Source organism: Kineococcus deserti (assembly GCF_050871945.1).
Lineage (GTDB): Bacteria > Actinomycetota > Actinomycetes > Actinomycetales > Kineococcaceae > Kineococcus.
Genome location: NZ_JBJLSI010000017.1, coordinates 18,265 through 42,907, shown reverse-complemented (window position 1 = coordinate 42,907; position 24,643 = coordinate 18,265). Strand labels below are relative to the sequence as shown.

At 74.6% G+C, this 24,643-nt stretch carries 22 protein-coding genes, 1 pseudogene and 1 riboswitch; of the genes and pseudogenes, 11 read left to right on the top strand and 12 right to left on the bottom strand.

Annotated features, from left to right (window positions below):
- Positions 1-5 precede the first annotated feature (5 nt).
- Together ACRYR2_RS14200 and ACRYR2_RS14195 are read left to right on the top strand one after the other, a co-directional pair.
- Positions 6-452 (top strand): hypothetical protein, encoded by a 447-nt coding sequence (locus ACRYR2_RS14200; RefSeq protein WP_432563528.1) that lies wholly within the window; start codon positions 6-8, stop codon positions 450-452.
- A 10-nt stretch (positions 453-462) separates the two neighbouring features.
- Entirely contained in the window at positions 463-1,623 is a 1,161-nt protein-coding gene (locus ACRYR2_RS14195; RefSeq protein ID WP_432563527.1) for a PP2C family protein-serine/threonine phosphatase, read from the top strand.
- 6 nt (positions 1,624-1,629) lie between these two features.
- Here the strand turns inward: ACRYR2_RS14195 and ACRYR2_RS14190 are convergent, their stop codons facing one another.
- The 3 genes from ACRYR2_RS14190 to ACRYR2_RS14180 all read right to left on the bottom strand — a co-directional run bounded on the left by ACRYR2_RS14190 (position 1,630) and on the right by ACRYR2_RS14180 (position 6,213).
- Complete coding sequence (locus ACRYR2_RS14190) at positions 1,630-3,981, bottom strand: glycoside hydrolase family 65 protein (protein WP_432563526.1); 2,352 nt, start codon at positions 3,979-3,981, stop codon at positions 1,630-1,632.
- Positions 3,978-4,736 (bottom strand): HAD family hydrolase, encoded by a 759-nt coding sequence (locus ACRYR2_RS14185; RefSeq protein ID WP_432563525.1) that lies wholly within the window; start codon positions 4,734-4,736, stop codon positions 3,978-3,980. Before ACRYR2_RS14185 ends, ACRYR2_RS14190 begins: the two co-directional genes overlap by 4 nt.
- Before the next feature lie 340 nt (positions 4,737-5,076).
- On the bottom strand, positions 5,077-6,213 hold the full coding sequence (locus ACRYR2_RS14180) for a glutathione-independent formaldehyde dehydrogenase (protein WP_432563524.1): 1,137 nt from the start codon (positions 6,211-6,213) through the stop codon (positions 5,077-5,079).
- Between the two features lie 313 nt (positions 6,214-6,526).
- On the opposite strand from ACRYR2_RS14180, the gene ACRYR2_RS14175 reads away from it, so the two are divergent.
- Positions 6,527-6,919 carry a phage holin family protein gene (locus ACRYR2_RS14175; RefSeq protein WP_432563523.1) on the top strand — a complete coding sequence of 131 codons (393 nt, stop codon included), beginning with the start codon at positions 6,527-6,529 and terminating at the stop codon, positions 6,917-6,919.
- 18 nt (positions 6,920-6,937) lie between these two features.
- Positions 6,938-7,588: a phosphoribosyltransferase gene (locus tag ACRYR2_RS14170; RefSeq protein WP_432563522.1), complete on the top strand. Its 651-nt coding sequence runs from the start codon at positions 6,938-6,940 to the stop codon at positions 7,586-7,588.
- A 9-nt stretch (positions 7,589-7,597) separates the two neighbouring features.
- Here the strand turns inward: ACRYR2_RS14170 and ACRYR2_RS14165 are convergent, their stop codons facing one another.
- Complete coding sequence (locus tag ACRYR2_RS14165; protein WP_432563521.1) at positions 7,598-7,885, bottom strand: DUF2795 domain-containing protein; 288 nt, start codon at positions 7,883-7,885, stop codon at positions 7,598-7,600.
- 105 nt (positions 7,886-7,990) lie between these two features.
- On the opposite strand from ACRYR2_RS14165, the gene ACRYR2_RS14160 reads away from it, so the two are divergent.
- On the top strand, positions 7,991-8,299 hold the full coding sequence (locus ACRYR2_RS14160) for a DUF6343 family protein (protein WP_432563520.1): 309 nt from the start codon (positions 7,991-7,993) through the stop codon (positions 8,297-8,299).
- Here ACRYR2_RS14160 and ACRYR2_RS14155 read toward each other — a convergent pair.
- Together ACRYR2_RS14155 and ACRYR2_RS14150 are read right to left on the bottom strand one after the other, a co-directional pair.
- Positions 8,268-9,251, bottom strand: coding sequence for a TIGR03557 family F420-dependent LLM class oxidoreductase (locus ACRYR2_RS14155; RefSeq protein WP_432563519.1), 984 nt, complete (start codon positions 9,249-9,251; stop codon positions 8,268-8,270). The two genes, ACRYR2_RS14160 and ACRYR2_RS14155, sit on opposite strands and share 32 nt — an antisense overlap.
- A gap of 57 nt (positions 9,252-9,308) precedes the next feature.
- Positions 9,309-10,418 (bottom strand): S1C family serine protease, encoded by a 1,110-nt coding sequence (locus ACRYR2_RS14150; RefSeq protein WP_432563518.1) that lies wholly within the window; start codon positions 10,416-10,418, stop codon positions 9,309-9,311.
- 275 nt (positions 10,419-10,693) lie between these two features.
- On the opposite strand from ACRYR2_RS14150, the gene ACRYR2_RS14145 reads away from it, so the two are divergent.
- Positions 10,694-11,602: an NADP-dependent oxidoreductase gene (locus ACRYR2_RS14145; RefSeq protein WP_432563517.1), complete on the top strand. Its 909-nt coding sequence runs from the start codon at positions 10,694-10,696 to the stop codon at positions 11,600-11,602.
- Between the two features lie 3 nt (positions 11,603-11,605).
- On the opposite strand, the gene ACRYR2_RS14140 is transcribed toward ACRYR2_RS14145, so the two are convergent.
- Positions 11,606-13,390: a bifunctional sugar phosphate isomerase/epimerase/4-hydroxyphenylpyruvate dioxygenase family protein gene (locus ACRYR2_RS14140; protein WP_432563516.1), complete on the bottom strand. Its 1,785-nt coding sequence runs from the start codon at positions 13,388-13,390 to the stop codon at positions 11,606-11,608.
- 43 nt (positions 13,391-13,433) lie between these two features.
- Here ACRYR2_RS14140 and ACRYR2_RS14135 point away from each other — a divergent pair, with 43 nt between their 5' ends.
- The 5 genes from ACRYR2_RS14135 to ACRYR2_RS14115 all read left to right on the top strand — a co-directional run bounded on the left by ACRYR2_RS14135 (position 13,434) and on the right by ACRYR2_RS14115 (position 19,752).
- Positions 13,434-14,123, top strand: a complete 690-nt coding sequence (locus ACRYR2_RS14135; protein WP_432563515.1) for an HAD-IA family hydrolase — start codon at positions 13,434-13,436, stop codon at positions 14,121-14,123.
- A 176-nt stretch (positions 14,124-14,299) separates the two neighbouring features.
- Positions 14,300-15,226, top strand: coding sequence for a 4-hydroxy-tetrahydrodipicolinate synthase (gene dapA / locus ACRYR2_RS14130; RefSeq protein WP_432563514.1), 927 nt, complete (start codon positions 14,300-14,302; stop codon positions 15,224-15,226).
- 49 nt (positions 15,227-15,275) lie between these two features.
- Complete coding sequence (locus ACRYR2_RS14125) at positions 15,276-16,961, top strand: ribonuclease J (protein ID WP_432563513.1); 1,686 nt, start codon at positions 15,276-15,278, stop codon at positions 16,959-16,961.
- 279 nt (positions 16,962-17,240) lie between these two features.
- The gene (locus ACRYR2_RS14120; RefSeq protein WP_432563512.1) at positions 17,241-17,849 is read left to right on the top strand and encodes a hypothetical protein; all 609 of its coding nucleotides are present in this window, start codon (positions 17,241-17,243) and stop codon (positions 17,847-17,849) included.
- 19 nt (positions 17,850-17,868) lie between these two features.
- A complete protein-coding gene (locus tag ACRYR2_RS14115; RefSeq protein ID WP_432563511.1) occupies positions 17,869-19,752 on the top strand; it encodes an FtsK/SpoIIIE domain-containing protein in 1,884 nt (627 codons plus the stop codon).
- Between the two features lie 198 nt (positions 19,753-19,950).
- Here ACRYR2_RS14115 and ACRYR2_RS14110 read toward each other — a convergent pair.
- From ACRYR2_RS14110 to ACRYR2_RS14090, 5 genes and pseudogenes are all read right to left on the bottom strand, one after another.
- A pseudogene (locus ACRYR2_RS14110) lies at positions 19,951-20,439 on the bottom strand (energy-coupling factor transporter transmembrane component T family protein); the annotation flags it as partial.
- Between the two features lie 59 nt (positions 20,440-20,498).
- Complete coding sequence (locus ACRYR2_RS14105; RefSeq protein ID WP_432563510.1) at positions 20,499-22,112, bottom strand: ABC transporter ATP-binding protein; 1,614 nt, start codon at positions 22,110-22,112, stop codon at positions 20,499-20,501.
- A 2-nt stretch (positions 22,113-22,114) separates the two neighbouring features.
- Positions 22,115-22,717 carry an ECF transporter S component gene (locus ACRYR2_RS14100; RefSeq protein ID WP_432563509.1) on the bottom strand — a complete coding sequence of 201 codons (603 nt, stop codon included), beginning with the start codon at positions 22,715-22,717 and terminating at the stop codon, positions 22,115-22,117.
- The gene (locus ACRYR2_RS14095; RefSeq protein WP_432563508.1) at positions 22,714-23,367 is read right to left on the bottom strand and encodes a YkoF family thiamine/hydroxymethylpyrimidine-binding protein; all 654 of its coding nucleotides are present in this window, start codon (positions 23,365-23,367) and stop codon (positions 22,714-22,716) included. Before ACRYR2_RS14095 ends, ACRYR2_RS14100 begins: the two co-directional genes overlap by 4 nt.
- Positions 23,368-23,421: 54 nt before the next feature.
- Positions 23,422-23,530, bottom strand: a riboswitch (TPP riboswitch).
- A complete protein-coding gene (locus ACRYR2_RS14090; RefSeq protein ID WP_432563507.1) occupies positions 23,506-24,642 on the bottom strand; it encodes a heparan-alpha-glucosaminide N-acetyltransferase domain-containing protein in 1,137 nt (378 codons plus the stop codon). It overlaps the preceding riboswitch by 25 nt.
- Between the last annotated feature and the right edge of the window lies 1 nt (position 24,643).

The following is a 24,643-nucleotide window of genomic DNA, read 5'->3' as shown; positions in this document are numbered from 1 at the left end:
GACCCGTGCGCACCAAGATCGTCGTCGCCGTCAGCGTCGCGGCGTTGCTGTTCTACTTCGTCTTCCTCGGCCGGCTGGGCTACCAGCTCATCGCGACGGGGCAGTGGGCCGGCATCGCCCTGGGCGTCGCGTTGTTCCTGCTGCCGGTCGTCGGGTTGTGGGCGGTCGTGCGCGAGCTGGTGTTCGGGGTCGCCACCGAGCGCCTGGGCCGCGAGCTCGCGCAGCGCGGTGAGCTGCCCGTCGACGACCTGGACCGCACCGCGGCCGGGCGCATCGACCGGGAGGCCGGCAAGGCGTCCTGGGAGCGGGCCCGTGCCGAGGTCGAGGCCGCGCCGCAGGACGCCGGCGCCTGGTACCGCCTCGCGATCGCCTACGACGCCTCGGGGGACCGGCGGCGGGGCCGGGCCGCGGCCAGGCACGCGGTCAAGCTGCACCGAGCCGGGAATCCCTAGGATCGGGATCGTGGGCGACGTGCAGGTGCCCCAACTGCTCCGGGCGGTCGAGGCGGCTGCGCCGGTGCAGGCCGTCGAGCTGTTCGCCTTCGAGCTGGCCGAGCAGTTCGGCGCGGAGCAGGTCAGCTTCCTGATCACCGACCTCAACGGCGGCCAGCTCGTGCGGCTGACCCAGTCCCGCCGGCAGGGCCCCGGTGCCGAGGACGCGGAGCAGGTCCCGCTCGCCGACCCCTCCTCGCCCCCGGTGCGGGCGCTGACCGACCAGGACGTGGTGTTCGTCGAGGAGGACGGCGGCGTCCGGGTGCTCGCGCCGGTCAGCGCGCGCGGCGACGCCATGGGCGTCCTGGAGCTCGTCGTGCCCACCCACGCCGTCCCGCAGCGGCGGCAGATCGAGGACGCCGCCAAGGCGCTGGCCTACCTCGTCACCAGCGAGCGCCGCTACACCGACCTGTACGAGTGGGGTCAGCGCAGCCGGCCGGTGTCGCTGGCGGCGGAGATCCAGCGGCGGCTGCTGCCGGACGCCTTCAGCTGCGACGCCGGGCAGTTCTCCCTGGCCGGGTGGCTGGAACCGGCCAGCAGCGTCGGCGGGGACACCTTCGACTACTCGCTGGACTCGAACTCGCTGAACGTCTCGATCACCGATGCGATGGGGCACGAGGTGGACGCCGCGCTGCTGGCCACCCTGGCGGTGGCGGGGCTGCGCAACGCCCGCCGGGCCGGCGACTCGCTGGCGACCGCGGCGGGGTCGGCCGCCGAGGCGATCGACGAGCGGCAGCACGGCTTCGGCTACGTGACCGGGTGGATGGCGGCCTTCGACCTGGACACCGGCCGCGCGCGCGTCGTCAACGCGGGACACCCGTCGCCGTTCCTGGTCCGCGACGGGCGGGTGGAGCGGTTGGAGTTCGCCCCCAACCTGCCGTTGGGCATCTCGCCGGCGCTGCGGTACGTCGAGCACGAGTGGAAGATCGAACCGGGTGACCGGTTGCTGCTGGTGACCGACGGCATGCTCGAACGCGCCGCGGCCGACGTGGACCTGCCCGCGCTGCTGCACGACCACCAGGACCTGCACCCGCGGCAGCTGGTGCAGGAACTGTCGGCGGCGGTGCGCGACGCCGCCGGGCCCGAGCTCGAGGACGACGCCACCGTGCTGTGCCTGGACTGGAACGGCTGACGCGGGTCAGTGGTCCGCGCCCCGGCGCACCGGGGCGCGGCCGGGCGGCTGGGGCGGGCGGGGCAGCAGCGGGGTCGGGGCCACCACGGGCCGGGTGGCGGAGTCGCCGGCGTGCAGGTGCAGCACCTCCTCGCCGTGGCTGAACTCGACCGACTCGTCGTGGTCGCGCACCGAGTACGTGACCTGCGAGTGCCCGACGTCGACGCACAACGTGGTGCCCCGCCAGCGGACCGAGAACATCAGCCGTGAGATGCCCGAGGGCAGCGCGGGGTTGAACACCAGCCGGCCGCCGGCGTCGCGCATCCCGCCGAAACCGTTGACCAGCGCCAGCCACGTCCCGGCCAGGGAGGCGATGTGCAGCCCGTCCCCGGTGTTGTGGTGCAGGTCGCGCAGGTCGATGCTGGCGGCCTCGTAGACGTAGTCGTGGGCCAGTTCCAGGTGCCCGACCTCGGCCGCGGCGATCGCCTGGATGGCCGCCGACAGCGAGGAGTCGCGCACGGTGCGGCGTTCGTAGTAGTCGACGTCGCGCGCCTTGTCCTCGGCGCTGAAGCGGTCGGCGAACCAGAACAGGGCCAGCACCAGGTCGGCCTGCTTGACGACCTGCTTGCGGTACAGGTCGAAGTAGGGCGCGTGCAGCAGCAGGGGGTAGTCGGAGTTCGCCGCGAAGTCCCACTCCGGTCGGCGGGTGAAACCCTCGCACTGCTGGTGGACCCGCAGGTCCTCGTCGTAGGGCACGTGCACGGCGTCGGCGGCGTGGCGCCAGGCGGCGGTCTCCTCCAGCCCGACGCCCAGGGAGCGGGCCAGGTCGGGGTGACGGTGGCAGGCCTTCGCCGCCACCGTCAGGTTCTGCGCGGCGACGAGGTTGGTGAAGACGTTGTCGGCCACGACGGCGGTGTACTCGTCGGGCCCGGTGACCCCGGTGACGTGCCAGAGGCCGTCGGCGTCGTGGTGGCCCAGCGACATCCACAACCGGGCCGTCTCGACGAGGACCTCCAGGCCACCGTCGGTCTCCAGGCTCGTGTCACCCGTGACGATGCGGTACCGCTCGATGGCCGCGGCGATGTCGCCGTTGACGTGGAAGGCCGCCGTGCCGGCCGGCCAGTACCCCGAGGACTCCGGCCCGCGGATGGTCCGCCAGGGGAACGCCGCACCGGCCAGGCCGAGTTCGCGCGCCCGCCGGCGGGCCTGGTCCAGCGTCCGCGCCCGCCAGCGCAGCGCGTCGGCCGCGGCCTGCGGGGCCGTGTAGCTGAGCACCGGCAGGACGTAGCCCTCGGTGTCCCAGAAGACGTGCCCGTCGTACCCGGGTCCGGTCAGTCCCTTGGCCGCGATGCCGCGCTGTTCGGCGCGCGCGCCGGCCTGCAGGACGTGGAAGAGGCCGAACCGCACGGCCTGCTGCACCTCGGCGTCACCCTCGACGACGACGTCGGCGGCGTTCCAGAAGTCGTCCAGGTACGCGCGCTGCTCGCTCAGCAGCCCCTCGAAACCGGCGAACCGGGCGCCGGACAGCGCACCGGCCACCTGGTCGCGCAGCGCGGGCTGCGACCGCTGGGCCGACCAGCCGTAGGCCAGGAACTTGACCAGGCGCAGCCGCTCACCGGCGGCCAGGACGCAGACGACCGTGGTGCGGGCCCAGTCGGGGGCGTCGTGCGTCTCCACCTCGACGCGACCGGGCGCCTCGACGTGGTTCTCCATGCCCGCCGCCATCTGCAGCCCGCTGCTGCGGGTGCGGTGCACCAGCGTCGCCCCGGCCAGGCCGGAGTCGTGCTCGACGCTGACCAGCGGCGAGGTCAGCACGGCCGCCACACGGGGATCACCGGACTGCTGCGGCAGCGCCTCGTTGGCGACCAGTTCGGACTGCAGGATGACGCGGACGTCGTCGAGGGCCTCCACGACGTACTCGACGGCCGCGACCGCCCGCTGCACGAAGGAGACCAGGCGGGTGGAACGCACCCGCACCCGCTTGCCCGACGGGGACGTCCAGTCGGCCGCCCGCACGAGCGTTCCCGCGCGCAGGTCCAGGACGCGCTCGTGCGAGGACAACCGCCCGTAGCGGACGTCGAACGGCTCGTCGTCGACGAACAACCGGACGATCTTGCCGTCGGTCACGTTGACGACGGTCTGGCCCACCTCGGGGTAGCCGTACCCCGCTTCGGCGTACGGCAGCGGGCGGTCCTCGTGGAAGGAGTTCAGGTAGGTGCCCGGCAGGCCGTGCGGTTCCCCCTCGTCGAGGTTGCCGCGGAAGCCGATGTGCCCGTTGGACAACGCGAACAGCGACTCCGCCGACCCGAGCAGGGTCAGGTCCAGGGACTTCTCCCGCACCGTCCACGGCTCGACGGGGAAGGTGCCCTGCGCGATCACCGGTCGTCCTGCAGCAGTTCCCCCAGGTCGCGCACGACCACCGTCGCCCCGTGCGCGAGCAGGGCGTCCGCGTGGCCGACCCGGTCGACGCCCACGACGGCGCCGAAACCCCCGGCACGACCGGCCTCGACACCGGACAGCGCGTCCTCGAAGACCGCGGCCTGCGCCGGGTCGACCCCGAGAGCCTGCGCGCCGGCGAGGAAGCTGTCCGGGGCCGGTTTGCCGTTCAGCCCCTGTTCGCGCAACGTCACCCCGTCGACGCGGGCCTCGACCAGGTCGGCCAGCCCCGTCACCGCCAGCACCTGCGCGGTGTTGGCGCTGGAGGAGACCACGGCCCGGCGCAGGCCGGCGTCCCGGGCCTCCTTCAGGTACCGGCGGGACCCCTCGAACACCTCCACGCCGTCGGAAGCGATGCGCCGCAACAGGTCCGCGTTCTTGCGGTTCCCCAGCCCGGCGACCGTGGCCCCCTCGTACGGCTGGTCGGCCGGGTCCTGCGCCGATCCCTCGGGCAGGTCGACGCCGCGGGAGGCGAGGAAGTCGCGCACCCCGTCCAGCCGGGGCTTGCCGTCGACGTAGCGGCGGTAGTCGGCGTCGGGGTCGAACGGGACGAACGGCTCGCCGGTCGCTGCGGCGCGCTCGCGCAGGAACCCGTCGAACGTCGCCCTCCACGCCGCGTTGTGCACCGCCGCGGTGTCCGTCAGGACCCCGTCGAGGTCGAACAAGCAGGCCCTCACTCCGTCGGGCAGTCCCAGCACCGTCCACTCCCGTCCTGTGCGCCGTCTCCGCAGCACCGACCGTAGGCGGGGCAGGACGACGCCGCGCGCCGAGCTCGCACGGAGGAAGGTTTCGCCGGGCTGCCACCGGGTACCGCCCGGCCAGTGCGGGCCGACCGCCCGTGCGAACCCAGCGACGAGGAGGTCCGCCCTGGCCGGCACGGCTCGGGAGGCCGTGACCGGCGGGACCGAGTCCCGTGCGGGCTGCGGGCGGTCCGGAGGGTGCCTGGCTGACCCTGCTCGTCGAGGGCCCCGGCTGACGTCCGCGGCAGAACGCCCCCGGCCGAGCGGCCGGGGGCGTCCTGCGTGCGGTGCGGACCGGTCAGGGGTGCAGCAGCACCTTGGTCCACCCGTCGACGCGGTCGTCGAAGTTCCGGTAGCCCTCCGGCGCCCGGTCCAGCGGCAGTTCGTGGGACACGATGAACCCCGGCGTCGCCCGGCCGGCGACGATGAGGTCGCGCAGCTGCCGGTTGTAGCGCATGACGGGCGCCTGCCCCGTCCCCATCGACTGGCCCTTGGTGAAGAACGTCCCGTAGTCCCAGCCGATCCGGCCCTCCTTCGCGCCCTCGGTGGCCGCGCCGGGGTCCTGCGGCATGTAGACGCCGACGACGCCGATCCCGCCGGTGCTGCGGACGACCTTCACGAGGTTGTCGAGGACGAGTTCGGGGTGCTCGTCGCCGGACGGGTCGTGCGCCTGGTACCCCACGGCCTCGACGCCGCGGTCGACGCCCCGGCCCCGGGTCTGCTCGGTGATCTGCTCCACCGGGTCGCCCGTCGAGAAGTCGACGGGGATCGCGCCGATGCTCGCCGCCAGCTCCAGCCGGTCCGCTTCCTTGTCGACCACGAAGACCCGCGACGCGCCCTTGATCAGGGCGCTGTGCGCGGCCATGAGGCCGACGGGGCCCGCGCCGAACACGGCGACGTCGTCTCCGGGCACCATCCCGGACAGTTCCACCCCGTGCCAGCCGGTGGGGAAGATGTCCGACAGCATCGTGAAGTCGTTCTCGTGCTCGCTGCCCTCGGGCAGTTCGAGCAGGTTGAAGTCGGCGTGCGGAACCCGCAGGAACTCGGCCTGCCCGCCGTCGTAGGGACCCATGTTGGCGTAGCCGTAGGCGGCGCCGTCCATGCCCTCGATCGGGTTCATCCGCAGGCAGAACGACGTCCAGCCGTGCACGCAGTTCCGGCAGCTGCCGCAGCCGATGTTGAACGGCACGGACACGCGGTCGCCGACCTTGACGCGCGTGACGCCGGAGCCGACGGCCTCGACGATCCCCATGTTCTCGTGGCCGAGGACCTTGCCCTCCTCGACGCTGGTCCGGCCCTCGTACATGTGCAGGTCGGACCCGCAGATGTTGGTCGTGGTGATGCGGACGACGGCGTCGGTGGGGTCCGCGACGCTCGCGTCGGGGACCTCCTTCACCGCGATGTCCTTGGGGCCCTGGTAGACGACGGCCTTCACGTGATCCGACCTCCTGGTCGTTGGTGGATGTTCTGATCCTCACCCCGGAGGTGAGGTGGTCGCACGCTCAACCGACGGTGCGCGGTCCGAGGACCTCCCGTGGCCGTGCGGATCCACGGACGGGTGGTCAGGTACGGCCAGGACGTTCCGCTACCCGTTCGTCGACGGTCCACGCGTCGCGGGCGTCCATCGACGGGCGGGCACCGGACCCGGGGCGTACGGTTCCGGGCGTACGGTCCACGGCGCGTCGACGGTCAGCCGGGCGGGCCGCGAAGGACGGGACGGGACACGCGAGATCTGCCGGAGGCCACCGATGACCGATCGCACCAACCGCACGGCGGGTGAACTCGTCGACGAACTCACTTCCGACACCGCGAAGCTGGTGCGGGCCGAGGTGCGCAGGGGGCAGCAGGAACTCCTGACCAAGGCCAAGGAGGCGTCCAGGGCGGCCGCCATGATCGGCGGAGGCGCGGTGCTGGGGGGCCTGGCGGCGGGCACGTCCGCGGCCTTCACGGTACGCCTGCTGGGGAAGGTGCTGCCGCCGACCACCGCCGCGTTCGTGGGGACGCTGGCCTACGGCGGTGGTGCGGCGCTGCTGGTGTCGGCGGGCCTGGCCGAACTGCGCCGCGTCGGTCCGTTGTGGCCCGAGGAGACCCTGGCCAGCATCCGTGAGGACGTGCGGGCCGCTCGGCCCACGACGGGCTGAGACCCGCAGGAGGTGGTCGTGTCCCGGCCTCCCTACGCCCACCGCGCCGAGGCGGGGCGGGAACTGGGCCGGCTCCTGGCCCCGGACCGGCGCGCCGACGACACCGTCGTGCTCGGGCTGCCCCGCGGTGGGGTGCCGGTGGCAGCTGAAGTGGCCTCGGCGCTGCACGTCCCGCTGGACGTGCTCGTGGTGCGCAAGCTCGGCCTGCCGGGGCACGAGGAACTGGCGATGGGGGCGGTGGCCGGAGTCGGCGGTGAGCTCGAAGTCGTCCGCAACGAGGACGTGCTGCGTTCCCACGCCGTTCCCGAGGCCGAGTTCGACGCGGTCCGCCGCCGGGAGAGCGAGCAGGTGCGCGACCGGGAGCAGCGCTGGCGGGGCGAGCGCCCGCCGTTGGACCTCGCCGGCCGGACCGTGCTCCTCGTCGACGACGGGCTGGCGACGGGGGCCACCCTGCGGGCCGCCGTGGCCGCGGTGCGCCACCGACGTCCCGGGCGCGTCGTGGTGGCGGCCCCGGTCGGCTCGGCGCAGGCGTGCACGCTGCTGGGCCGCACCGCGGACGCCGTCGTGTGCCCGTGGCGGCCACGGCCCTTCACCGCGGTGGGTCAGGCCTACGCCGACTTCTCGCCGACCTCCGACGCCGAGGTCGGGCGGTTGCTGGCGACGGGGTGAGCGTCGCGCTCAGTAGTCCGTCGGGTCGGGTGGCACGGGCCGCTCACCGGCCGCGATGTGCGAGGTGGACTGCTGCCGGGCCTGTTCGCCGGCGGTGCGGGCGTCGACGGGCTCGTCGGTCGCGACGGACCGGGCGACCTCCTCGGCGTTGCCGTACTCCTCGGCGGGAACGGCCCGCAGGACCTTCAGGACGTCCTCGCCGGCGCCGGCCTCCTCGGCCGCCCGCAGAAGGTCCTCCCGTTCGGCGGGGTAGCTGACGTCCTTCAGCGTGCTCAGCACTTGCTCGGTGGTGACCATGGCCGGTCCCTACCCGCTGCGGACGCCGGTACACGGCTCAGCGGACGGTGGCCGTCCCCACCGGCGCGGCGCGTGGTGGACGGCGCGGGCGGGTAGGTGACGGGCATGACCCGAGCCCACCGCACCGACCGTCCCGCCGACCGGCTCCGCGTCGGTCCCGTGCCCGACGACCCCGGTCAGCCGCGGGGCCGGACCGGCGACGAAGCCCGCACGGCACGCTCCCCGCTGCGGTTGCGCGCCGTCCTCGCCGCCTTCGGCCTCGTCGCCTGCACCGTCCTGGCGGCCCTGTGGTTCGCCGTCGAGGACCCGCCGGGCGGCAGCCGGGCACCCGGCTGGGTCCTCGCCGTGCTGGCCGCGGTGGCGCTCGCGGACCTCGTGGTGGTCAGCCGGCGGTTGCGCCGCCGCCGGCGCTGAGCCCCCGCAGCGCGGGCAGCAGGTCACGGGCGGCGAACTCGAGGAACCCGTCCGGGTCCGGGCCGGCGTTCTGCGTCACGAGGTGGTCGAACCCGGCGTCGACGAACTGCTGGGCCACCGGCAGGTAGGCGGACACGTCGGGACCGAGGGCGAACTGCGCGCGCACGTTCTCGGCGGTGACGGTCTGCGTGGCGGCGTCGAAGTTCACCGGGTTGGGCAGTTCGGACATGACCTTCCACCCGGTCACCGCCCACCGGCTCTTCTCCAGCACCGCGTCGACGGCGGACTGCTCGTCCGGTGCCCAGGCCATCGGCACCTCGGCGTACGCCGGGCCGGACCCGCCGGACCCCTTCCAGGCCGCGACCATCTCGCCCTTCGGCTCGGTGGCGAACAGTCCGTCGCCGAGGTCGGCGGCGATGCGGGCGGACGCCTTCCCGCTGGCGGCCACCGCGATGACGGGCAGTTCGTCGGGCAGGTCGAAGACGCGTGCGTCCTCCAGCCGCAGGTGCTTGCCCTCGTAGCTGCGGTACCCGCCCTGCCACAGCAACCGGATGATCTCCAGCGCCTCGCGGAACCGTTCGTGGCGTTCGGCGACCCCCGGGAAACCCCGGCCGACGACGTGCTCGTTGAGCCGTTCCCCCGCGCCGACACCGAGGGTGAACCGGCCGTCGGACAGGATCGCCAGTGTGGCGGCGGCCTGGGCGATGATCGCCGGGTGGTACCGCACGCTCGGGCAGGTCACGCCGGTCACCAGGCCGACGCGCTCGGTGCGCGCCGCGATGAACGACAGCATGTCCCAGGTGAACCCGGAGTGGCCCTGGACGTCGAGCCACGGGTGGTAGTGGTCGCTCATCTCGACGAAGTCGTACCCGGCCTGCTCGGCCGCGACGGCCTGCCGGACGATCTCCTTGGGGTCGAACGCCTCGGTGGCGAGCTTGTAGCCGATCTGCACGTGGTCCTCCTCTGGTCGGTGCTTGCCCGTGTCCATGCCCGCGCCGGAGCGGAGCGGTCAGCCCGTCGTCAGCTCGCCCAGCACGACGCCCACGGTCTGCTCGTCGCCGTCCCGCACGAACGTCACGTCGACGCTCGCGCCGACCTGCTGGCCGGCCAGCACGGCCGACAGCTGAGCGGTGCTCGTGAGGTCCTGCCCGGCCACCGAGGTGATGACGTCACCGGCGCGGATGCCCGCGCGGTCCGCGGCGCCGCCGGACTCCACGGCGACGACGCCCACGCCGGCGGCCTGCCCGGACGCGTTCGCGACCGTCGTCACCGTGACGCCGAGCGCCGCGCGGTTGGAATCGAGGACCTTGCCGTCGTTCTCGACCAGCTGCGTCGCGATGTCCTTGGCGGTGTTGGACGGGATGGCGAACCCGATGCCGGGGGCGGCGCCGCCGAGTTGCTGGTCGGTCGCGGCCAGCGTCGGGATCCCGATGACCTCACCGTCCAGGTTCACCAGCGCCCCACCGCTGTTGCCCGGGTTGATGGACGCCGAGGTCTGGATCGTGCCCGGCAGCGTCGCGCCGGGGGAGCCCTCTCCCGCGGGTTCGCTGACGGTCCGCCCGACCGCGGACACGATGCCGTCGGTGACGCTGCTGGACAGGCCTAGCGGGTTGCCCATCGCCAGCACGATGGCGCCCACGTCGACGGCGCTGGAGTCGCCGAACGTCGCCGGGTGCAGTTCCGGAGCACCCTGGACGTGGACGACGGCCAGGTCGTTCGCCGGGTACGTGCCGACCAGGGTCGCCGGGTAGGCGGTCGCGGAGTTGGCGAACTGCACCTGGAACTGCGTCGCCGTCCCGACCACGTGCGCGTTGGTCACGATGTTGCCCTGGTCGTCGAGGACGACACCGCTGCCCAGCCCGCTGCCGGTGCTGATCTCGACGACGGACGGCAGCACCTGGGTGATGACCTGCTGGTAGGAGCCCTGCAGGTCGGCCGCCGACATCCCGGCGCCGGACCCGCCGGAGGAGGCCGACGCGGACGAGGACGGGGACGCCGCGGACGAGGCGGCGCCGGTGGCGGCGTCCCCGTCGGCGTCCTGCCCGGTGCAACCGGCCACCAGCAGCACCGGGACCAGCAGGAGACCTGCCGGTGCGGTGCCGTGTCCCGGCGCCCTCACGCGGGCCCCGCGCGGTGGGTCCCGCCGGCGAGCGGCCCGTCGGCGACGGTGCCGGGTGCGGGGTACGGCGACACGACGATCTTCACGAGCGACCTCCGGTTGTCCTCAGGGCGAACTGACGGTCCAGTACCCGGTCCCGGCCCCGCCATGCGTCCGGCCCGGCGCTGCCCGCGACCGGCGGGAGGCGACCTCGCGGACCCCCTCGGCGCCACCCCAGCGGCTGAGCGTGCGGCCCCGGCTTGCCCACAGCCCCGGATGAGGCCACTCTGCCCGCCATGACCAGAGCGGTGCGCTTCGAGCGCTGGGGCGGACCCGACGTCCTGCAGGTCGTCGACGTGCCCTCCGGGGCGCCCCGACGGGGCGAGGTGAGGGTGACCGTGCGGGCGGCCGGAATCACCGCCGGGGAGTCCGCCGCCCGCGAGGGCGCGCTCGCCCAGCTGTACCCGATGACCTTCCCGGCCGGGACCGGTGCGGAGTTCGCCGGCGTGGTCACCGGCGTCGGTGAGGGCGTCCAGGACTTCGCCGTCGGCGACGAGGTGCTCGGCTGGAGCCCGGAGCACCGCGGGCACGCCGAGGCGGTCGTCGTGCCCGCGGAGGCCCTCGTGGCCAAACCCGCTGCGGTGTCCTGGGAGGTCGCCGGTGCGCTGTACGTGGCCGGGGTGACCGCCTACACGTGCGTGCAGGACACCGCCGTGCGTGACGGGGACGTCGTCCTGGTCGTCGGCGCCACCTCCGACGTGGGAACCCTCGCCGTGCAGCTGGCCCGGTTGTGCGGGGCGAGCGTCCTCGGGGTGGCCGAGGCCGAGCACCACGAGTGGTTGCACGCCCACGGCGCCGACGCCGTCGTGCCCGGCGACGCCGGCCTGCTGGCGCGGGTCGTGCGGGCCCGGACGTCGCGCGTCGACGTCGTCATCGACACCACCGGCGCCGACGCCGACCACCTCGCGCAGGCGCTGGGCGTCGACCCCGGGCGGTGCGTCGCGACGCTGCCGCGGGAGGCCGACCTGGAGTTCGGCACGCCGCCGGCGCGGCGCGCGGAGGTCCTGGCCGAACTCGTCGAGCTGGTGGCGGCGGACCGGTTGCACGTCCCGATCGCCGAGGCGTTCCCGCTGACCGAGGTCGCCGAGGCGTTCGCGACCGCCGAACTCCCGCACCGCCGCGGCCGGATCGTCCTGCTGCCCTGAGGACTACTCCGCGGGGGCGGTCCGCTGCGCGGCCAGCCGGACGGGGGTGTTCGCGGCGCCGAAACCGGAGTACCCGCCGCGGCGTTCGAGGACCTCGACGAAGAACTCCCGGCTCACCGCACGGGCGAAGAAGTGCAGCAGTTCCCCGCCGGACTCGTCCCGGTCGTACAGCACGCCCCGGTGGCGCAGTGCGTCGCAGAACTGCGGGTCCAGGCCGAACCGCGCGCCCAGGTCGTCGTAGTAGTTGTCCGGGACCGGCAGCACCTCCCCGCCCGCGGCGGCGAACTCCTGCGCGGCGACGAGGGCGTCGTCGGTGCCGAAGGCGACGTGCCCGGAGGTCAGCGGCCGCCCGCGCAGGGTGGCCGTCGTGGGCCCGACGTTCAGCGCGATCCGGACCGCACCGTCGGGGGTCTGCAGGGCGCGGGAACGCACCAGTCCGTCCGGTGCGGCGATCTCGCTGACCTCGCCCGCACCCAGACCCAGCACCGCGGTGAGGAACAGGCCGGCGGAGTCGAAACCCGCGAACGGCTGCGGCAGGGCGACGTGGTCGACGCCGAGCAGGCGCGGCCCGGAGGCCGGGCGCCCGGGGGTCGGCAGGAAGTCGCCCAGCCAGTCCGGTCCGGTGCCGCAGAACTGCAACCACGTCCCGTCCGGCGCGATCAGCGAGGGGATCTCCGCCTCACCCGGACCGACGGGCCGGTGCACCACCGGGGCCAGCAGGTCCCGGGCCCGGTCGGCCAGCGCCTGCGGTTGCCCGACCCGCAGCCCGAGGGAGGTCAGCTTGGCGCGTTCGGTGGTGGGGCGACGGTTCAGCACCACCCGCACCTGCCCGTTGGTCCACAGGTCGACCTCCCCGCGCCGGTGGGTTCCGGTGCGGGTGAAACCCAGGCGCGACAGCAGGGCCGTGACCGCGTCCGAACCCTCCGGCGAGGTGGCGACCTCGACGAACTCCCAGCCCGTGGGTTCCGGCGCCGCGGTCGGTTCCGCGGCGGTGCGGTCGCCCAGCAGCCGCAGCGAGCGCAGGCCGTCGACGGCGGTGCGCGCCGGGTCGGCCTGCCGGTACAGGTCGTTGAACACCTCCAGCGACACCGGGCCGTCGTACCCGGCGGCGAGCACGGCGCGGTGGAAGCGGGGCAGGTCGAAACTGCCCTGGCCGGGGAACAGGCGGTGGTGCCGGGACAGCGGCAGGACGTCCATCCCCAGCGGCGGGGCGTCGGCGACCTGGTAGAAGAACAGCTTCTCCAGCCCGGCGACGTCGTCGGGATCGTCCCCGCGCGAGAGCACGTGGAAGGAGTCGACGCAGGTTCCCAGGGCGGGGTGGTCGGCCAGCTGAACGACCCGCGCACCGTGCCGGTAGTCGTTCACGTGCGTTCCCCAGGCCAGCGCCTCGTAGGCCAGCCGCACGCCCGCGTCGGCGGCGGTGTCGGCCAGCCGCGCCAGCTGCGCGGCCAGTTCCTCGTCGTCGCGCACCGCGCCGGGGTGGACCGAGGAGCACACGAGCATCAGGTCGCAGCCCAGTTCGCGGACGAGTTCGCTCTTGCGGCGCAGCCGTTCCCGCACCCCGGCCACGACACCGGGATCGGTGTCGTCGGGGTTGCGGAACGGCTGGTACAGCGCGATGCGCAGGCCCAGGTCGGCGGCCAGGGTGCGGATCTGCGCCGGTCGCAGCGGGCAGGTCACCAGGTCGGGTTCGAAGACCTCCACGGCGTCGAAACCGGCGGTGGCCGCGGCCCGCAGCTTCTCCGGCAGGGTTCCGGCGAGACTGACGGTCGCGATGGAGGTCCGCACCGGCACAGCCTGTCACGGCAGGAGGGCGACGTAGGCTGCGGGAGTGAGTTCCCCGGTCCTGGATCGCCCGTTCGCCGCAATCCTGTTCGACATGGACGGCACCCTCGTCGACTCCACCGCGGCCATCGCCCGGTGCTGGACGACGTGGGCCCTCGAGCACGGGATCACCGGCGAGCAGCTGGTGGCCGCCCACGGCCACGGGCGGCCGGCGCCCGAGATCGTCGCCGAGCTGGTGGGCGCCGGCAGCGCCGAGCAGGCCGCCGCGCGCATCCTCGAGCTGGAGATCGCCGACGTCGAGGGCGTCGTGCAACTGCCGGGCGTGCCCGACCTGCTCGCCGGGCTGCCGGCCGAGGCGTGGGCCATCGTCACGTCCTGCTCGCGGCCGCTGGCCGACGCCCGCCGGTACGCGGCCGGGCTGGCCGAGCCCACGGCGCTGGTGACCTTCGACGACGTCGAGAACGGCAAGCCGGCGCCGGACTGCTTCCTGCTGGGCGCGCAGCGGCTGGGGGTGGACCCGGCCGACTGCCTGGTCGTCGAGGACGCCCCGGCCGGGCTGGCGGCGGCCCGGGCGGCCGGGTGCGCGACCCTGGCCGTCCGCACGACCCACCCGGAGGGGCCGCTGGAGGCCGACCTCGTCGTGCCGTTGCTGTCGGGCGTGCGGATCACCGCCGGGCCGGACGGGCTGCGGGTTCGTCAGCAGGACGGCGGCCCGGGCCCGCAGCGCCAGGTGTAACGCCGCCGGACGTCGTCGCGATGACCACCCGGGACCCGGTCGCTGCCCGGACCCCCGAGCGGGCAGCGACCGGGTCCCTCCACGTCCGCGGCCTCCCGCGCCGGGTCCCCGGTCGGCTCCTCGGTGGGGTCCTCGGCGGGTCGGAGCGCGCACGGCGCGCGCGGTAACCTCCACCTATGCCGACCGCCACCGCCGCAGTGCCCCCTCGTCCCTTCGGGACGGTGCTGTCCGCGATGGTGACCCCCTTCACGCCCGACGGTTCGCTGGACCTGCAGGCCGCCGCGGCGCTGGCCGAGCACCTCGTGGCCACCGGCCACGACGGTCTGGTCGTCTCCGGCACGACGGGGGAGTCGCCCACCACCTCCGACGAGGAGAAGGACGCCCTGCTGCGGGTGGTCCTGGAGGCCGTCGGTGCCCGCGCGCACGTCCTGGCCGGGGTCGGCACCAACGACACCGCCCACACCGTCGAGCTGGCCCGCGCGGCCGAGAAGGCCGGCGCCCACGGGCTGCTCGTCGTGACGCCGTACTACAGCAAGCCGCCGCAGCAGGCCCTGCTGCAGCACTTCACGACCGTCGCCGACGCGACCGGGCTGCCGGTCATGCTCTACGACATCCCCGGCCGCTCCGGGGTGCCGGTCGAGACCGAGACCCTCGTGCGCGCCGGCGAGCACGACCGGATCGTGGCGGTCAAGGACGCCAAGGGCGACCTGTACGCCTCCTCGTGGGTCATGGCCCGCACCGAGCTGGCCTACTACTCCGGCGAGGACGCCCTGAACCTGCCGCTGCTGACGCTCGGCGGGTCCGGCGTCGTCTCGGTCGTCAGCCACGTCGCCGGCCGTGAGTACGCGAGGATGGTCGCGGCCGTCGACGCCGGTGACCTGGCGACCGCCCGCTCGCTGCACGCGCAGCTGCTGCCCGTCGTGCGCGCCATCATGACGCGGACCCAGGGAGTCGTCGCCGTCAAGGCCGCCCTGGAGCTGACCGGTGTCCTGACCGGCCGCACCGTCCGGCAGCCGCTGCTGCCGGCCACCCCCGACGAGGTCGAGGCCATCGCGGCCGACCTCGCGCCCGCCGGGCTGACCCCGGCGCCCGTGAACGCTTGATCCGACCCGTCCCACGGTCGCGGCCGCGCCAGGCCGCAGAAGGAGCCGCATGAGCCACCCCCACCCCGAACTGACGAGCCCGCCGAAACTGGCCCGGGGCGCCCTGCGCGTCTACGGCCTCGGCGGCCTCGGCGAGGTCGGGCGCAACATGACCGTGTTCGAGTACGACGGCAAGCTGCTCGTCGTCGACTGCGGTGTCCTGTTCCCGGAGGACCACCAGCCCGGTGTCGACCTCATCCTCCCCGACTTCGGGCCCATCGCCGACCGCCTCGACGACATCGTCGCGCTCGTCCTGACGCACGGGCACGAGGACCACATCGGCGCCGTCCCGTACCTGCTGAGGTTGCGCCCGGACATCCCGTTGCTGGGGTCCCAGCTGACGCTGGCGCTGATCGAGGCCAAGCTCAAGGAACACCGCATCAAGCCCTACACGATGGGCGTGCGCGAGGGCCAAAAGGAACAGCTCGGCCCGTTCGAGTGCGAGTTCATCGCGGTCAACCACTCGATCCCGGACGCGCTCGCGGTCGCCATCCGCACCGGCGCGGGCCTGGTCCTGCACACCGGCGACTTCAAGATGGACCAGCTGCCGCTGGACGACCGCATCACCGACCTCAACGCGTTCGCGCGCCTGGGCGACGAGGGCGTGGACCTGTTCTGCGTCGACTCCACCAACGCCGAGGTGCCGGGGTTCACCGCCCCCGAACGCGACATCGGCCCGGTGCTGGAACAGCTGTTCGGCCGTGCGGAGAAGCGCATCATCGTCGCCTCGTTCGCCTCGCACGTGCACCGCGTCCAGCAGGTGCTCAACGCCGCCGACGCGCACGGCCGCAAGGTGGCCCTGGTGGGCCGCTCGATGGTGCGCAACATGGGCATCGCCGCCGACCTGGGGTACCTGCAGGTCCCCAAGAACATCCTCATCGACCTCAAGCAGGTCGACGACCTGCCCGAGGACCGCGTCGTCCTCATGTGCACCGGGTCGCAGGGCGAGCCGATGGCGGCGCTGTCGCGCATGGCCAACCGCGACCACCGCATCGCGATCGACCGCGGCGACACGGTCATCCTCGCCAGCTCGCTCATCCCGGGCAACGAGAACTCGGTGTTCCGCGTCGTCAACGGCCTGGCCCGCCTCGGGGCGACGATCGTGCACCAGCAGAGCGCGAAGATCCACGTCTCGGGCCACGCCAGCGCCGGGGAACTGCTCTACTGCTACAACATCCTCAAACCGCGCAACGTCATGCCGGTGCACGGCGAGATCCGGCACCTGCTGGCCAACGCCGAGCTCGCCGTCAAGACGGGCGTGCCGCGCAACCGGGTGCCGATCGCCGAGAACGGCGTCGTCATCGACCTGGTGGACGGGGAGGCGAACATCGTCGGGGCCGTGCCCGTCGGGTACGTCTACGTCGACGGTTCCAGCGTCGGGGAGATCACCGAGGCGGACCTGAAGGACCGGCGGATCCTGGGCGAGGAAGGGTTCATCTCCATCTTCGTCGCCGTCGACTCGGTCACCGGCAAGGTCGTCTCGGGCCCGGAGTTCAACGCCCGCGGGTTCATCGGTGAGGGCGAGGACCGCTTCGCCACGGTGAAGAAGCGCGTCGAGAACGCGCTCAACGAGGCCTCGACGGGGCCGGTGGACACCTACCAGCTGCAGCAGATCGTGCGCCGCACGGTCGGCACCTGGGTGTCGCAGGCCCACCGCCGCCGGCCGATGATCGTCCCGGTCGTCGTCACCGCCTGAGTTCCCCGCACGCAGCCGCCCCGCCGGGTTCGTCCCGGCGCGGGCGGCTTCGTCGTCGAGGCGTCCGGGACCCGGCCGGCCCGAGGTTCACCGCGCGGGAGGTTCCGGCGGAGGCTCGACAGGCTCCTGCCGCTTCCGGTGCGGATCTCCAGAAGGCCCCGCCCCCGCTGCTAGCGTCCGCCGGCAGCACGGCCTGTCGATCGCGCCCCCGGCGCACGGACTCTGGAGCGGATGGCGATGCCCCCTGCTGGAACCAGTCCGAACCCCCACCCCGAGCGGATGACGCGCGGCGGTTTCGCCCTGGTCGGCCTGACGCTGGGAGTCGCCCTGGCGGCCGGGGCGGTCGCCCTGGCGCAGGAACCGGACGACCCCGGGATCGCGGCGCCGGCCACGAGCGTCGTCGGCGCTCCTCGGCCGACCCCCACGACCAGTGCTGCGACCACGCCCTCCGCCACAGGCACTCCCGGTGCGCCCGCGAGCGCACCGGCGCCCAGCGCGGCGCCCGCGCTCGCCGCGGAGCCGTCTGCCAGCGCGTCCCTCCCGCAGGCACCGGCGCCCGCCCAGCCCGCGCCCGCCGAACCCGCGCCCGCCGAACCCGCTCCCGCCGAACCCGCTCCCGTCGAACCGGCGCCGGACCGCGCCCTGCTGGCGACCCCCCAGGAACCGGCCGAGGAACCGGCCCAGGAACCGGCTGGGGAACCCGGCACGCCGGGTGACGACGACTGGCGGTGGGACGCGCAGCAGGACCCCCCCGAGGACCGGACGGACTGGCCCGACCGGACCGACGGAACCGACCGGACCGACGGGACCGACTGGTCGGACGGGACCGACGGGGACGGCTGGGCGGATCGCGACCACCGCGGCTCCGGCGACCGCGGCCGGCGCTGAGCCGGAAGGAGGAACCGTCGTGGCCCTGAACCGGATGGTCCTGCTCCTGCTGCCCGCACTGGCCAGCGCGGGGTTGCTGGTCCTCGCCCTGACGACACGCGACCCCTCCTACCTGGTGGCGGCGGTGGCGGGGTACGTGGCCTTCCTCGCCGTCGGGTTCGCCAGCTTCCGGCGCCCCCGGATGCGCGAGGCCGTCCTGGCGCCCGTCCCGCGCCGGCAGGCACCCGTGCTGCGGCCGGCGCCCGCGCCGGTGCTCGCACCCAGGCCCGTTCCCGCACCCGACCCCCTACCGGAGCCCGGACAGGCACCGGAGCCCGAGCCCGCGCCCCTGCCCGTCCCCGACCTGGCCGGCCTGCTCGGCAGCAGCGACACCGCCGAGTTCGACGTCGCCGCCGCCTGGCGGCGCGGATCCGGGACGGGACTGCGGGTGCCGGTCGGTCTCGACGCGCAGGGGGCCGCCGTCGTGCTGGACCTGGGGGAGTCGGCGGTCGGCGCCGCACCGCACGTCCTCGTGGTCGGGGACCGGGGAACCGACCCCTCGCACGTGCTGCGCACGTTCGTGACGGGCCTGCTGGCCACGCACCCGCCGGACGACCTGGCGGTGCTGCTGGCCGAGGGCACCGGAACCCTCGCCGACCTGGTCCCGGCCCCGCACGTCGCGGCGCTCGGCGACCCGGCCGCGACGCTGCGCGCCGAGCTGCAGCGGCGGCTGCGGGTCCTGCGCGAACCCGGCGCCCCCGTCCTGCCGCACCTCCTGGTCGTCCTCGGGGAGGTCGCCGAGCCGCTCGAGCGGACCCCCGAGCTGCTCGACGTGCTCATGGACGTCGGCCGCAGCGGGGCCCGGCTGCGGATGCACCTGCTGCTCGCCACCTCCCACGCGGACGCGGACCCGCTGCGCGCCCTGGACGTCCTGCCGTCCCTGCGGATCGAGGTGCCCGCCGCCCCGGCCGCAGCCGCCGACCTCGTCCGCGGCTCCAGCGCTCCGCGCCGGTTCGCGATCGCGGCGGCCGACTCCGTCGTCGCTGTCGTGACCCGGGCGGCCGCACCGGGAGCCGCAGCGCTGCACCAGGTCCAGCCGAGCTCGTTGCCGCGGCAGTTCCCGGTGGGCCTGCTGCTGGGCACCGTCCGACCGGTGGCCGGCCGTGGGCTCGGGGTGGACGGTCCCGGCGGGACCCTGACCGCGCCCATCGGCATCGCCGGCGGTCCGGGGCGGCAGCGGCTCGGGCACCTGTGGCTGCGCTGGACCGAGGGGTCGGGGCACCTGGCCGTCGTCGGGGCACCGCGCACCGGCCGGACCACCACCCTGTGCACGGCCGTGCTCGCGACGGCGCTGACCCACACCCCGACGGAGGTGCGGTTCCTGTGCCTGGACCTCGGTGGTGGCGGGCTGTCCGTCCTGGCGGGTCTGCCGCACGTGGCGACGGTCGTCGGACGTGACCGCCCCGACCTGGTGCGCCGCGCCCTGGCGCTGGTGACCGCGGTGCTCGACGACCGCGACGCGCTCCCGGCCGAGGGGGAGGAGACCGGGCGGCGGGGTCACGTCGTGCTCGTCGTCGACGGCTGGCCCTCGCCCGGCGGTGACCCCGGCGACGACGACCTGACCGCGGCCGTCACCACCATCGCCCGTCGCGGCAGCGCCCACGGGGTGCACGTGGCCGTGGCGGCGCAACGGCGGGCCGACCTGCCCGCACCGCTGCGCGAGGACTCCACGGGCCGGCTGGAGCTGCAGCCGGACGGGGTGCCCGGCCGGGTGTTCTCCGGCACCGGGCGGATCGCCCAGATCGGCCTGCCGACGGCGTTGCGCTCCCAGGACGGTCACAGCGTCGAGGTTCCGCTCGGGGAGGCGGTGGAGCGGATCGCCCGGGCGTGGGACGAGGTGACCTCCGCGGCGGGGCAGGACTGACTCCCGCCGGACGGCCGGCTGGGCGGTCAGCTCCAGCCCGCCGCCACCGCGGCCGAGAACACCGCCACGACGCCGGCCGCGAACACCGCGTCGGCCCACCCGATCGGCACGGGCCGCCGCACCGTCCCGGACGTGCGGGCCACCCAGACCGCGGGTCTCCATCGCCAGGGCCGTGCGTTCGCCGGCGCGAAGGGAGGAGACCAGCAGGGCGAACGCCGACCGCGCCGCGGCGCCGGCTCCCGTGCGGGGCCGGCCCCGGCGGTCCAGCGGCGCACGGACGGCGTGGGCGGCGCGGATCGTGGCCCACCGCTGCGGCATCGCCGCCAGCATGCGGTGCCCGGCCAGCAGCGCGTAGGCGTACCGCGGGCTGAGCCGGGCGTGCTGCACCAGGCTCACCACCAGTTCCCGGGGTGGGGTGCTCGCCAGGAACCCGATCGTGAGCACCCCGATGAGCAGTCCGCGCACCGCCAGCGCCGTGCCGACGGTCCACCCGTCGACGGGGCGGCTGACCGCGTTCACCGCCACCAGGCCGATCCCGAACAGCACGAACGGGACCTGCGCGAGGAACAGCGCCCGCCACCGCACCGCGGCGCTCAGGCGGACGCCCGCGACCGCCAGCGCGTACAGCGCCAGCAGGGGAACGAGGTCGGTCAGCGCGAGGGTCCCCAGCGAGACGACGAGCAGCACCGCGGCCTTGACGGTCGGGTTCCGGCGGGCCAGCCACGAGTTCTGCGCGACGACGCGGTTCACGAGACCGCCACCGGCGCGGCGAGTCCGGCGGCGAGCCGGTCCAGTCCGGTCAGCACGGCGCGCAGTCCGGCCGAGTCCGGCACGGAACGGGCCAGGTCGCACAACCACCGCGCCGGACGCAACCGCGCCCGCCGCAACAGGTCGTCGTCGACCAGCAGGTCCCGGGTGGTGGTCGCGAGCAGTTCCCCCTCGGCCACCACGAGCACCCGGTCCGCGCAGCCGGCGACGGCCCGCAGGTCGTGGCAGGAGAACAGGACGGCGCGACCGTCGTCGGCGGCCCCGCGCAGCGCCGTGGTCGCGGCCGTGGTGGCCGTCCGGTCCAGGCCGAAGCAGGGCTCGTCGGCCAGCAGGACGGGCCGGTCGTGCACGAGCAGGGCCGCCAGGCTGAGCCGGCGCTGCTGACCACCGGACAGCCGGTGCGGATCGTGACCGGCGACGCCGAGCAGGTCGAACCGGCCCAGTTCGGCCTCCACCCGCGCGAGGTCCCGGACGCCGTGGGCCACCTCGCCGCGCACGGTACCGGCGACGAACTGGTGCTCGGGGTTCTGGAACACCAGCCCCGGCCGCGGCCCCTCGATGGACCCACCCAGGGGTTTCGCGACGCCGGCCAGGGTGCGCAGCAACGTCGACTTCCCGCTGCCGTTCGGGCCCAGGAGGGCGACGACCTCCCCGGCGTGCAGGTCCAGGTCCACCGGGCCGAGGACGACCTCGTGGCGCGAGGGGCCGACGCGCAGGCCGCGCGCCGCCAGCAGCACCTGCCCGCGCGCCGGCACCTGCGGGGGTGCGGCGGCGGCCAGGGCCCGCTGCAGGACCTCCGGCGACCAGCCGGTGCCGAACAACGCCAGGCACTCCAGGTCGAACGGCAGCCAGCACCCGCTGGTCACCAGGTCGCGGGCCACGTCGGCGCCCAGTTCCGTGCAGGGCCCGTCGAAACGCACGCGGCCGTCGCGGCCCAGCACCAGCCACCGTTCGGGCAGGCCGGCCAGCCCCGCGTCGCCGGCGAACTCGTCCAGCCGGTGCTCGACCAGGACGCACGCCGCATCGGTGTCCCGGCGGACCGCTGCGATCGCCGAGCGGACCGCGTCCACGCCGTCGGCGTCGAGCATCGAGGTCGGCTCGTCGAGCAGCAGCAGCGCGGGACCGGCGACCGTGGCCGCGGCCAGGGCCACCCGCTGCAGTTCCCCGCCGGACAGCCCCGTCGTCGACCGGCCCCGCAGGTGGGTCGCGCCGGCCCGGGCCAGCGCCGCGGCCGAGCGGTCCTGCATCGCGGCGGGGTCCACCCCGAGGTTCTCCAGGGCGAACGCCACCTCGTCGTCGACCTCGGGCAGGCAGACGCCGGACTCGGGATCCTGGTGGACGACGCCGACGACGTCGGCGAGGTCGGCGACGCGGTGCTCGCCGACGGCTCGCCCCGCCACCTGCACCGAACCGGTCACCTGGGCGTGGACCGCCTGCGGCACCGCACCGTTCAGCAACCGCAGGACGGTGGACTTGCCTGCTCCCGACGGGCCCAGCACGAGCAGGGCCTCACCGGCCCGCAGGTCCAGGTCGACCGGGCCGACGCCGTCGCCGGTGGGGAACACCGACTCCAGGTTCCGCGCGTGGAGCACCGTCACCGTTCACGCCGCACCAGGGCGGGCTGCGCGGCCAGGCCGTCGCGGACGATGCCGAAGTTGTCCACGACCCCGGTTCGGCGCAGCGCCTCGACGAGGACCCTCGCCAGCAAGCCGCCCAGCAGCAGGCCCGAGACGACCTGCAGGCCGAACCGCAGGGCGAGGATGTCCTGGCCGAACCAGCCGAAGCGCACGGCCGAGAAGAAGAACACCAGCGCCGCGCCGCAGATCCCCGACAGCGCGAACACCCCCCAGCCGAACCGGCGGTAGCGGGTCAGCGCGAAGGGCAGTTCGCTGCCCAGACCCTGCAGCGCCGCGGCCACCAGCAGGATCGGACCGACCGCCGAGCCGAGGAACACCACCTCCACGACCGAGGCGATGACCTCGGCCAGGATCCCCACGCCGGGGCGGCGGACCACCGCCACAGCCAGGGGAGCCACGATGAGCCAGCCGCCCAGCAGCACGTGCTGGGCCAGGTCACCGGCCGGTCCCATCGCGACGGCCAGGACGTTCCAGCCCTGCACCAGCGCCCAGTACAGGAACCCGAAGACGACGCCGAGCACCACCAGCAGGACGACGTCCCGCAGTTCCAGTCGCCTCACGGCCGCGCCCCGCGGTGGCTGGGGCTGTTCACCGAGATCGTCAGGTGGCTGGTGACGTGCTGGACGCTGCGGCCGACCATCGTCCACCCGGCCAGCACGGTTTCCAGGACGCGGCCGAGGTCACCCTCCAGGCGCGTCACGAAGTGCTCGGACTTCCGGAACGTCCCGTTGCCGCGCGCGAAGTCGATGGCGGCGTGGATGTCGCGCATGTGGTCGGGTTCGACCCCGGCCGTGACCTGGTCGGCCAGCGGGTACAGCGCCCACTCCGCCGACGCGAAGGTCCCCGTCTCGCGACCGGCGGGAACGTCCGTGCTGCGCGGACCGGCGCCGCCGGGCAGTTCGCACACCGCCTCCCCGGGGCAGCCGCGCGACAGGTGCACCGCGATCGCGGCGTGCTCACCCGAGGCCGCGACGGCCGCGGACAGGTCGGTGAGCCAGCGCAGCAGGTCCGCCTCCGACCCTCCGGCGTAGGTGCTGACGTCGCCGGTGTCCAGCACCAGCCCCGTGGCGTCGGCGCCGCGCACGGCGCCGAGGATGACGTCGGCGTAGCGGTCGGCCATCACCGCGACGGTGACGCGGGCGCCCACGCCGAAGGCCAGCGGGTCGGCGCGCAGGCGCGCGCGGTCGTCGAGCAGGGGAGTTCCCGTCACGTCGTCCGTCCTCGTGTCCAGCGGGCACGAGCGGGGTTCCGGAGAGGGCACGGTGGAACCGTGCTGGTCGCTCCCTGCGCTGGCATGATCCAGATCAGGTTCAACGGTCGGAGTTCGAGAACTCCCTCTCAGCCCGGCTCACCGGACTCCCGTGCTGCGCGGGACCCTAGCACCCGCCGCAGCGGCGGCCCGGCCCACGACCTGCTCCAGCGGCCCGCGGCCGACGGCGAGCCGCCAGGTGGTGGCGAACAGCATCCCCAGGAGCACGTGCACGGCCAGCAGCGTCGTGGTCTCCCGCGGCCACGCGGCCAGCGCGAGCACGTGGGCGGTGTAGAGGGTCAGCGGCATGCTGCCGAACGCCGCGACCGGGTGGAGGAACCGGGTCAGCGTCGAGGGCAGCAGGCAGCACACCCCGACGACCGCGAGCGCCGTGCCGGCGGTGTGCAGCAGGTCCGGCGGTGTGCCCGAGTGCGGTTCCACCACGGCCAGCCACCACCGCGAGTCCGTCGGGACGGTGCCGTAGTAGTCCTGCGCGTCCAGGGCGGAGGCCCCGAAGCGCCCGGTGAGCGCGGCGCGGCCACCGCCCGGCCCGAGCAGCAGACCGCTGACGATCCAGGAGGAGCCGGCGGCGAGCGCCCCGGCGCCGGCGACCCGCATCGCGACGGTGCTCTCGCGCAGGTCGACCTTGGAGACCGCCAGCCCCAGCAGCAGGTAGCCGGCCCAGCCGACGACGGGGTAGTACCCGGTCAGCGCCAGCGTCTCCAGCAGGTCACCGGGGCGGGCCAGCCAGCCCAGGGTCGGCTGCTCGTACTGCGCGTCCAGACCGGAGGCGCCGCGCACGGCGAAGGACAGCAGCGGCGCCAGCACGAGCCAGGCGCCGGCCAGGACGGCCAGGCGGCGGGCCGGCCACCACAGGAAGGGCAGCACGACGACGAAGGCGACGCCGTAGTAGGCCAGGATGATGGCGACCCGGCTGCCGGCGTCGACGAGGACCAGCCCGAGCAGGGCGATGAGCAGGCCGCGGACCAGGACGCCGGTGCGGGCGGCGGCGCGGGCGTCGCCGCCGCGGCGGGTGGCCAGGCCCAGGGAGAGGCCGGCCAGGACGGCGAACAACCCCGACGCCCGGCCGTGGGAGACGGAGTACAGGGCGCCGGCGAACCCTCCGACCTCCTCGCCGGGCAGCACGTGGATCGACATCATCCCGACGACGGCGACGGCCCGGGCCAGGTCGACACCCACCAGGCGGCCCGAGGGCACCACTCGTCCGGAGGTCACG